Annotated in this window: 8 protein-coding genes; 4 read left to right on the forward strand and 4 right to left on the reverse strand. The window is 70.1% G+C overall.

Annotated features, from left to right (window positions below; all coding sequences use genetic code 11):
• The first annotated feature begins 10 nt into the window (after window positions 1-10).
• The 4 genes from D7X55_RS08975 to D7X55_RS08990 all read left to right on the forward strand — a co-directional run bounded on the left by D7X55_RS08975 (window position 11) and on the right by D7X55_RS08990 (window position 4,147).
• Window positions 11-757, forward strand: a complete 747-nt coding sequence (locus D7X55_RS08975) for an ABC transporter ATP-binding protein (protein ID WP_121722819.1) — start codon at window positions 11-13, stop codon at window positions 755-757.
• Window positions 754-1,986, forward strand: a complete 1,233-nt coding sequence (locus D7X55_RS08980) for an ABC transporter permease (protein ID WP_120550899.1) — start codon at window positions 754-756, stop codon at window positions 1,984-1,986. The genes D7X55_RS08975 and D7X55_RS08980 overlap by 4 nt, the downstream gene beginning before the upstream one ends.
• Complete coding sequence (locus tag D7X55_RS08985; RefSeq protein WP_121722820.1) at window positions 1,986-3,434, forward strand: TolC family protein; 1,449 nt, start codon at window positions 1,986-1,988, stop codon at window positions 3,432-3,434. The genes D7X55_RS08980 and D7X55_RS08985 overlap by 1 nt, the downstream gene beginning before the upstream one ends.
• Before the next feature lie 347 nt (window positions 3,435-3,781).
• Window positions 3,782-4,147 carry a helix-turn-helix transcriptional regulator gene (locus tag D7X55_RS08990; RefSeq protein ID WP_120529550.1) on the forward strand — a complete coding sequence of 122 codons (366 nt, stop codon included), beginning with the start codon at window positions 3,782-3,784 and terminating at the stop codon, window positions 4,145-4,147.
• 23 nt (window positions 4,148-4,170) lie between these two features.
• On the opposite strand, the gene D7X55_RS08995 is transcribed toward D7X55_RS08990, so the two are convergent.
• From D7X55_RS08995 to D7X55_RS09010, 4 genes are read right to left on the reverse strand one after another with little or no spacing between them, the layout of a single operon-like run.
• Complete coding sequence (locus tag D7X55_RS08995; protein WP_121722821.1) at window positions 4,171-5,703, reverse strand: response regulator; 1,533 nt, start codon at window positions 5,701-5,703, stop codon at window positions 4,171-4,173.
• Window positions 5,696-7,744 carry a hybrid sensor histidine kinase/response regulator gene (locus D7X55_RS09000; RefSeq protein ID WP_120550896.1) on the reverse strand — a complete coding sequence of 683 codons (2,049 nt, stop codon included), beginning with the start codon at window positions 7,742-7,744 and terminating at the stop codon, window positions 5,696-5,698. Before D7X55_RS09000 ends, D7X55_RS08995 begins: the two co-directional genes overlap by 8 nt.
• On the reverse strand, window positions 7,741-8,445 hold the full coding sequence (locus tag D7X55_RS09005) for a hypothetical protein (protein ID WP_121722822.1): 705 nt from the start codon (window positions 8,443-8,445) through the stop codon (window positions 7,741-7,743). The genes D7X55_RS09000 and D7X55_RS09005 overlap by 4 nt, the downstream gene beginning before the upstream one ends.
• A 4-nt stretch (window positions 8,446-8,449) precedes the next feature.
• Window positions 8,450-9,187 (reverse strand): B12-binding domain-containing protein, encoded by a 738-nt coding sequence (locus tag D7X55_RS09010; RefSeq protein WP_233609725.1) that lies wholly within the window; start codon window positions 9,185-9,187, stop codon window positions 8,450-8,452.
• Window positions 9,188-9,312 lie beyond the last annotated feature (125 nt).

Raw genomic sequence — 9,312 nt, forward strand, 5'->3', positions numbered from 1 at the left:
AGGCAGACCGATGGACGCGGAAACGAAGCGGGCACCCCCCGTCATCCAGCTGAAGAACGTGGCGAAGGTGTACAAGTCTGGCGACGTGGAGGTGCGCGCCCTGCGCGGCGTGGACTTCACGGTGGAGTCCGGGGAGTTCGTCTCCATCATGGGCTCCTCCGGTTCGGGCAAGTCCACGCTGATGAACATCCTGGGCTGCCTGGACCGGCCCACCTCCGGTGAGTACCTGCTCAACGGCCGCGAGGTGGCCCGCCTGGACCGCGACGGCCTGGCCCGCGTGCGCAACCGCACCCTGGGCTTCGTCTTCCAGAGCTTCAACCTGCTGGCGCGCACCACCGCGCTGGAGAACGTGGAGCTGCCCATGCTCTACGCGGGCGTGCCCGCCAAGGAGCGCCGCGTCCGCGCGAAGGAGGCGCTGGAGCGCGTGGGGCTGGGGGCCCGCCTGGACCACCACCCGAAGCAGCTCTCCGGCGGTCAGCAGCAGCGCGTGGCCATCGCGCGCGCGCTGGTGGGGCGGCCCCGCGTCATCCTCGCGGACGAGCCCACGGGCAACCTGGACTCGCGCACCACGGTGGAGGTGATGGCGCTGTTCCAGCAGCTGCAGAAGGAGGGCCTGACGCTGGTGCTGGTGACGCACGAGCCGGACGTGGCCGAGTACACCCAGCGCGTGGTGGTGGTGAAGGACGGGCGCATCGTGAACGACAGACGCCAGACGCCGAACCCGGCGGTGGTGCCCGCCGAGGAGGTGGGGACATGAACATCCTGGAGACGCTCGTCCTGGCGCTGCGCGCGCTCTTGCGGTCCAAGACGCGCTCGGTGCTCACCGCGCTGGGCATCATCATTGGCGTGGGCGCGGTCATCGCCATGGTGGCCATTGGCGACGGCGCGAAGGCCAGCGTGCAGAAGGTCTTCGACTCCATGGGCACCAACCTGCTCATCATCCTGCCGGGCTCGTCCCGGTCCGGTGGCGCGAGAGGCGGCTTCGGCAGCCAGCCCACCATCACCTGGGACGACCTGGAGGCCGTGCGCACGCAGGTGGCCAGCGTGCGCGGCGCGGCGCCGGAGATGCGCTCCAACGCGCAGGTGTTCAGCGAGGACCAGAACTGGAACACCAGCATCATCGGCACCACGACGGACTACTTCACCGTGCGCAGCTGGACCCTGGCCAAGGGCGCGCACTTCACGGACGCGGACAACGAGGCGGGCGCGAAGGTGGCGGTGCTGGGCCAGACGGTGGTGGACAACCTCTACGGCAAGGGCTTCAACCCCGTGGGGCAGGTCATCCGCATCAACAAGACGCCCTTCACCGTGGTGGGCGTGACGGCGCCCAAGGGCCAGTCGCCCGTGGGCCAGGACTTCGACAACACGGTGTTCGTGCCGGCCACCACCTTCCGCCGCCAGGTGCAGGCCCAGAGCCTGGGCACGTACATCACCGGCGCGGTGTTCGTGCAGGCGGTGAGCGCGGACCTCACGGCCAAGGCCCAGGCGGACGTGGCGAACCTGCTGCGGATGCGCCACCGGCTGGGGGACAACGACCCGGACGACTTCGACGTGCGCAACCTGGCGGAGGTGGCCAGCGGTCAGCAGCAGAGCACGGAGACGTTGAGCCTGCTGCTCGCGGCCATCGCGGCGGTGTCGCTGGTGGTGGGCGGCATCGGCATCATGAACATCATGCTGGTGAGCGTCACCGAACGCACGCGCGAGATTGGCGTGCGCGTGGCGGTGGGCGCCAGGCCGCGCGACATCCTGGCGCAGTTCCTCATCGAGGCGCTGACGCTGGCGGTGCTGGGCGGCATCATCGGCGCGGCCGTGGGCCTGGGCGTGGCGAAGCTGCTCGCCTCGCAGTTCGGCTGGCCCATGCTGGTCCGTCCTGACGTCGCGCTGCTGGCCATCGGGTTCAGCGGCCTGGTCGGGGTCGTCTTCGGGCTGTACCCGGCGCGCAAGGCGAGCCTGTTGGATCCCATTGATGCACTGAGGTACGAGTGATGCGCGCGCTTCCGTTGACGTTCTCCCTGTGCCTGCTGCCCGTCGTCGCGGGGGCGCAGCAGGCCCCGGCCGACGCCCCGGCCGACGCGCCGAGGGCGCAGCAGGCCCCGGCCACCACGCCGCAGGACCCGGCGAAGCCCGTGACGCCTCCGGCCGTGCAGCAGTCCCTGTCCATGTCCGCCGCCGAGGGGCGCATCATCACCCTGGCGGACGCGGAGACGCTGGCGCGCCAGAACCAGCCGACGCTGCGCTCGGCGCAGGCGAACACCGACGCGGCGTACGCGCGGGTGGATCAGGCCTTCTCCAGCTTCCTGCCGCAGGTGAGCGCCAGCGCCAGCTACACGCTGGGCACCAGCAACCGGGACGTCATCCAGGTGGTGGGCGGCGGCTCCACGGGCGTGGTGTCCAACACCTCGCGGCGCTTCAGCGGCAGCGTCAACGCCAACCAGCTCATCTACGACTTCGGCAAGACGACGGGCCGCTACAACGCGTCCAGGGAGTCCGCGGGCGCGCAGGAGAACTCGCAGCTGCAGGTGCTGCAGGACGCGCTGCGCGACGTGCGCGCCGCGTACTTCAACGTCCTCACGCAGAAGGCCCTCTTGGGCGTGGCGCGTGAGACGCTGCAGAGCGAGCTGGCGCGGCTGGACCAGGTGAACGCGTCCGTGCAGGTGGGCACGCGGCCGGAGATTGATCTGCTCCAGCAGCGCACCGCGAAGGCCAACGCGCAGGTGGCGCTCATCCGCGCGCAGAACGCGTACGCCACCGCGAAGGCGCAGCTCAACCAGACCATGGGCGTGGAGACGGCCACGGACTACACCGTGCAGGACGTGACGGTGGCGGCCATCCCGGGCGAGGACGCGCTGCTGGACGCGCTGGTGAAGCGCGCGCTGGAGGCCCGCCCGGACGTCGCCGCGCGCGAGCGGCAGATCGCCGCGCAGGAGTCCCAGGTGAGGGTGACGAAGGCGGGCCACCTGCCCTCGTTCAGCCTGACCGGCAACGCGGCGGACGTGGGCGAGAACCCGTTCAACGACCCCACCTTGAGCGTGCAGGGCGGCGTCAACCTGAGCTGGGCGCTGTTCCAGGGTGGCCTGGTCAACGCGCAGACGCGCGAGGCCCAGGCCTCCCTGCGCGACCTCCAGGCGCAGAAGGACGCGCTCCGGCAGCAGGTGCGGCTGCAGGTGGAGCAGGCCCGGCTCAACGTGGCGGCCACGCGCGAGGCGCTGACCGCCGCGGACGAGGCCCAGGTGAACGCTCGCGAGCGGCTGCGGCTGGCGGAAGGGCGCTACCGCGCGGGCGTGGGCAACATCATCGAGGTGAGCGACGCGCAGGTGGCCTTCACCAACGCGTCCGCCCAGCAGGTGCAGGCGACGTACGACCTGGCCACCTCGCGCGCGGAGCTGGCGCGCGCCCTGGGCACGGTGGAGCTCAACACGCTGGCGTCGCGGTAGCGCCAGGCGTCATGGCCGTGCCGTGAATCTGAAAACATGAGCCAACCCTGAAGGGTGGCAGTGGCGGCAGGACGCCGGAACACCGTAGGAAACGGCGGCCCCAACGTCATGGGTCACCTCCGGACAAGCCTGCAACCGCGCGCGCGGGTGCTCCACGAAGGCCGTTTCCAGAGGGCGCTCCGTCTCAGAAGAGGCCCGGGTGTCGGGGTTGCCCGGACTCCGAAAGTCCACCTCCCGCGCAGCGACCCTATGGGTGAACAATGGGAGGCTGACCCGGCAAGTTCTGTCTGTCTGCCTCTATACGTCCTATGCCGTCGGCCAAACGTTTCGGGTCGGCAAGCAAGGGCATGGACAAGAAACTCGCAACCACCATCGGCGCATCGGCCCGGGTCGCCCGGGGCCGCATGGAGCTCACGCAGGCCGACGTGGCCGAGCGGATCGACGTGGCGACGGAAGTGTACGGGCGCCTGGAGCGCGGCGGCATGCTCCCCAGCGTCCAGACCCTGCTGAAGCTGTGCCACGAGCTGCATGTCTCCGCGGACGAGCTGCTGGGACTCGCGGCGCAGGGCGCTCCGCCGTCGCGTGCGAGTGAAGCCCCGCCGCCCACGCCCGAGCGCCCGGAAGTGCGCCGGCTGCTGCGCAGCGTGCGTCAGCTGGACCCCGCCCAGGTGAAGCTGCTGGGCCTGGTGGCCAACGCGCTCCAGCGCCGTTAGCCACCGCCTCCCTCATCGTTTCTTTAGAGGTTCGACAGGACGCGATCCAGGTCCGCGGGCCGCACCGGCTTGGTGAGGTGCACGTCGAACCCGGCCTTCAGGGCCTGCTGGTAGGCCTCCGGGTCGCCGTAGCCGCTGAGCGCCACCAGCCGCAGGTTCTGCCCCACGCGCGCGCGCAGCGCCCTCGCCACCTGGAAGCCGTCCAGCCCCGGCAGGCCAATGTCCACCAGCGCCAGCTCCGGCGCGTGCTCCAGGGCCAGCTCCACGCCCTGCACGCCGTTCTGGGCCACCGCCACCTGGTGACCCCACAGCTCCAGCAGGTCGCGCATGGACTGGCGCGCGTCCGAGTTGTCCTCCACCAGGAGGATGCGCCGCGCGCGCCGCGAGTCCAGGACGTTCGCCCCCAGCGTCTTGGGGACGCGGTCCGCGGGGATGAGCGGCAGCCGCACCACGAACTCGCTGCCCTGGCCCAGGCCGCCGCTGGTGGCCTCCACGGTGCCGCCGTGCATCCGCACCAGCGTGCGCACCAGGGTGAGGCCAATGCCCAGGCCCCCGCGCGAGCGCTCCAGGGACGTGTCCGCCTGGGCGAACAGCTCGAACATGGCGGGCAGCTTCTCCGGCGGGATGCCGATGCCCGTGTCCTTCACCCGCAGCACCGCCTGCGCGTTGCCGTCCACGCCCTCCTGGAAGAGGTCCACGGTGACGCTGCCCTCGTCCGTGTACTTGGCCGCGTTGTCCACCAGGTTGGTGAAGACCTGCTCCAGGCGCGTGGCGTCGCCCTCCAGCCACAAGGGCGTGCGCGGCAGGTGGACCTCCAGCTTCAGGCCGCGGGCCTCCACGCGGGGGCGCAGGATGGCGAGCAGTTGCTGGAAGCTCTCCGTCAGGTTCACCGGCTCCGTGCGCAGCTCCACCTTGCCCCGGGTGATGCGGCTGACGTCCAGCAGGTCGTCCACCAGCCGCGCCAGGTGGTGCGTCTGGCGCTGGATGATGCCGTGCATCCGCGCTTCCTTGGTGTCCGAGGGCGCCTTGCGCTCCAGGATGCCAATGGCCGTCATGATGGCGGCCAGCGGGTTGCGCAGCTCGTGGGCCAGCATGGCCAGGAACTCGTCCTTGCGCCGGTCCATCTCGATGAGCTGGTCCGTGCGCAGCCGGGCCTGCTGCTCCGCGTGGCGCAGGCGCAACAGCGAGCGCACCGTGGCGATGAGCTCCGAGGGCTCATAGGGCTGGGTGAGGTACGCGTCCGCGCCGCCCTCCAGGCCCTGCACCTTCTTGTCCGCCGTGACGAACGTGGCGGACGTGTGCATCACCGCGATGGCGGCCGTGGCCGCGTTGGCCCTCAGCCGCGCGCAGACTTCATAGCCGCTGATGTCCGGCAGCTTCACGTCCAGGACGATGACGTCCGGGCGGTGCTCCTCCGCCAGGAGGAGCGCCGCCATGCCGGTGGCCGCCTCCAGCACGTGGTAGCCGGACATCTCCAGGATGCGGTTGACCAGGTAGCGGTTGGCCTCGTCGTCGTTGACGTTGAGGACCGTTGCCAGGCGGGGTTCCTCAGCCACGGGGGTTCACCTCGCGCAGGTCCCGGTTCCCCAATCCCGCCTTGGACAGCGCGTCGCGGATGCGGGTGATGGCCACCTCGCGGCTGAGCGTGTGCTTGGCCAGGATGGCGGAGGTCTCGCGCGCCAGCCGGGCCCGCTCCGACTCCTGCAACTGGTGGGAGGTGTGCAGGATGATGGGGATGTCGCGGGTGCGCGGATCCGCCTTCAATTCATCCAGCACGTCGAAGGCGGTGATGTCCGGCAGCACGAAGTCCAGGAAGATGAGGTGCGGGGCGTTCTCGCGGGCAATGCGAACGCCCTCGCGGCCGTTGGACGCCTCCAGCAGGTGGAAGGCCGTGTCCTTCAGGAGCTGCTTGAGCAGGTAGCGGTGCACGTCGTCGTCGTCGATGATGAGCAGCCGCTCCACCGGTCCGACGCGGGCCATGGACGCCAGCTTCTTCTGCAGGCGCGCCTCGTCCACGGGCTTGAGCCAGAACTCGTCCGCGCCCAGGGCGCGCGCCTTCTGCTCGCGGTCCGTCACGGTGACGACGAGGATGGGGATGTCGCGCGTCTGCTCCCCGTTCTTCATCTCCGCGAGGAAGCTCCAGCTCGTCTCGCCCTCCAGCATCACGTCCAGCACCATGGCGGCGGGGCGCACGCGCTGCATCACCTTGCGCGCGTCCTCCACGCTGCGCACGGGCAGCACCTGGAAGCCGGAGCGCGCCAGGTACTTCTCGTAGAGGAAGAGCGTCTGGCGGTCGTCCTCCAGCACCAGCACCGGCGCGCGTCCGGGGTCCAGCGTCTCGCTGCGCCGGGTGAGCCCCGTCATCTCCGACACCTCCGGGTGCACGCGCGGCAGGGTGATGATGAAGGAGGCGCCTTCGCCCAGCTTGCTCTTCACGGTGAGCGAGCCGCCCAGGAGCTCCGTCAGCTTGCGCGCCAGGGGCAGGCCCAGGCCGGTGCCCTTCACGCCGCGCTGCAGGTGGCTGTCCACCTGGATGAACTCCTCGAAGACGCGCTCGTGGTTCTCCGGCGCGATGCCAATGCCCGTGTCCTTCACGGTGAACACCACCGTGTCGCGCGGGCCCGGCGCCGCGGACACCGTGACGGAGCCGGCCTCCGTGAACTTGATGGCGTTGGAGACCAGGTTGCGCACCACCTGGCTGAGCTTGGCCTCGTCCGTCTCCAGCTCCAGCGGTTCCTTCGGCTCCTCGAAGTCGAGCGTCACCTTCGAGTCCGGCGCCAGCAGGGGCCGCGTCATGCCGCGCAGCGCGCTGATGAAGTCGGACGCGACGAAGCGGCTGTGGCGCAGCGTCGTCTTGCCGGACTCCACCTTGGACAGGTCCAACAGGTCGTTGACCAGCTCGAAGAGGGCCTCCGCGGAGCCGCGGATGAACTGGACCTGCTTCTCCTGCTCCGGCGCGAGGTGGCCGTTGAGCGGGTTGAGCAGCACCTTGGACAGCCCGAGGATGGAGTGCAGCGGCGTGCGGAACTCGTGGCTCACGTTGGCCACCACGCGGCTCTTGATTTCAGACGCGCGCTGGAGGCTCTCCGCCTTCTCGTCCAGGGCCGCGTGCAGGCTGCGCACGCCGCGGTTGGACTCCTCCAGCTCGCGGTTCAGGCGGGCCAGCTCCTCCGCGCGGCGCTTGAGTTCGTGCTGCTGGCGCTCCGTCTCACGGTGGAGCGCGGACAGCTCTCCCAGCGTGGTGCTCACCTGGGTGAGCGCGGAGCCGTAGTCCTCCGGCACCAGGCTGCCCACCAGCGCGATGCCGCCTTCGTACGGGCGGGCGCGGAAGGCGAACGTCGCGGGCTTGTGGTGGCTCTGGAGGATGAGCTCCCAGCCGTCCACGGCCTCATCGCGCGCCTGCACGAGCAGCTTCTCCACCTTGCTCTCGCTGCCGTGGCTCGCCAGGCTCTGCAGCGTCTGGCCGGGCTTGACGCCCAGGATGCGCGCGGCGCGCTCATCGCGCCAGACGACCGTTCCTTGCGCATCGCAGGCCAACGCCAACTCGCGGCTGAGGGATTCGAAGATCCCGGAGGCGCGGTCGTCCATTTGAATCATGAGTGCGTCTCCTCCCACGAAACGGGCGCCCGCGCGAGCAACGTCCGCGCTTCGGGAAGTCCGTCTTCAAGGGCCGCATTCAACGCGTCCAGGGTTTGGATAAGGGTCAGGGGCGCCAGTCCCCGATGCGGCCAGAAGCCCGCGTACCACTGGAGATGGGCATCCCACAGGTCCGCCCGGTCCAGGGCGATTGCATCCGCGAGATAGGACAGCTGGAGGCGCACCTCTTGTTCCAGGCGCGGGCGGCTTCCTGAAGGAAGTGGGGCCTCCAACTGTCGGACGACCACGCTGATGATTCCGGGGGCGTCCGCCTCCAGGGCGTGGGCGGGGCCTTCCTTGTAGTGCAGGGCCTGGCGGGCGGACTGGACGTAGGTGTACGGCAGCGAGTCCGGGCCGAAGCCCTCCGCCTGGAGCGCGCGGGAGAGCCCCTCGAAGTGCTGATCCAGGTGCAGCGAGCACATGCCGCGCGTCACCAGCAGGGTGCGCAGCCAGCGCGCGTAGTCCTCCAGGATGGCGGGGCGCTGCGCGTCCAGGGCCTGGACGAGGTAGCGCACGTGGAAGACGGCGTCCTCGTCACCGAAGCGGCGGGCGCGCTGGATGCCGTAGCGCGCGGCCCAGAACGGGTCTTCATACAATGCTTGAACAGAAGCGGAAGCGATGGCCGCGGTCCGGGCTTCCACCGGGTGGCTCACGTGCGACATGGCGTCAGACCCCGAGGGTGCGGCAGGTGGAGGCGACCAGTTCGCGGACGCTCTTGCCGAAGAAGGACACGGCCAGCTCCTCCTCGAGGGTGGGGCCCCAGTCGAAGGCGAGTCCGCCCACGGCGATGGGCAGGGACGCAGACACGTCACGCACCTTGCGCACGGCCTCGCGGACCTGGGGCATGTGGAAGGGCATGGTGACGGAGAGGGCCAGGAGGTCGGGCGGGGACTCGCGCACCATGCGGGCCAGGTGATCCGCGGGCACGTTGGCGCCGAGGAAGCGCACGTCGAAGCCGGCCATCTCCAGGAAGTCGCTGGCCATGCGCGCGCCCACTTCGTGCAGCTCTCCCTCCACGCACGCCATCATCACGACCTTGCCGTTGGCGGGATCGCGGGGCAGGTGGCGGTACAGGTGCGCGAGGACGAACTGGGAGATGGCGGTGGCCAGGTGTTCCTGGGCCACGGAGATGGTGTTCTCCTGCCACAGCCGCCCGACTTCGTATTGGGCCGCCTGGATGACGTCCAGGTGGAGCTCCTGCAGGGGCACGCCGCACAGCAGCCCTTCATCCACGAGCAGGCGCAGGGCCTCCTGGCGGTTCCCGGAGAGCTGCGCGGCCAGATACCGCGCCCGCAGCGTGTCGATGGCAGGGGTCGTTTGGATCACTGGAACCAGGGCGGGTGGCGGACGGGGCAGGGTAGGGGGCTTCCTGCTTCCGTTAAACCCTGGCACGTCCAAACGCATTGGTAGGTGAACACTTGGCGGTCCTGGGGGACAGCCGGCTGCTTTTCCGCTTGCAGCTCAAGCGAACTCCCCGGCGGGGCGCCAGGAAGCCGGGATTTCCCGGCCCGGGGTGGCCGGGGTGGGGG

The organism is Corallococcus sp. AB049A (assembly GCF_003668885.1).
Lineage (GTDB): Bacteria > Myxococcota > Myxococcia > Myxococcales > Myxococcaceae > Corallococcus > Corallococcus interemptor.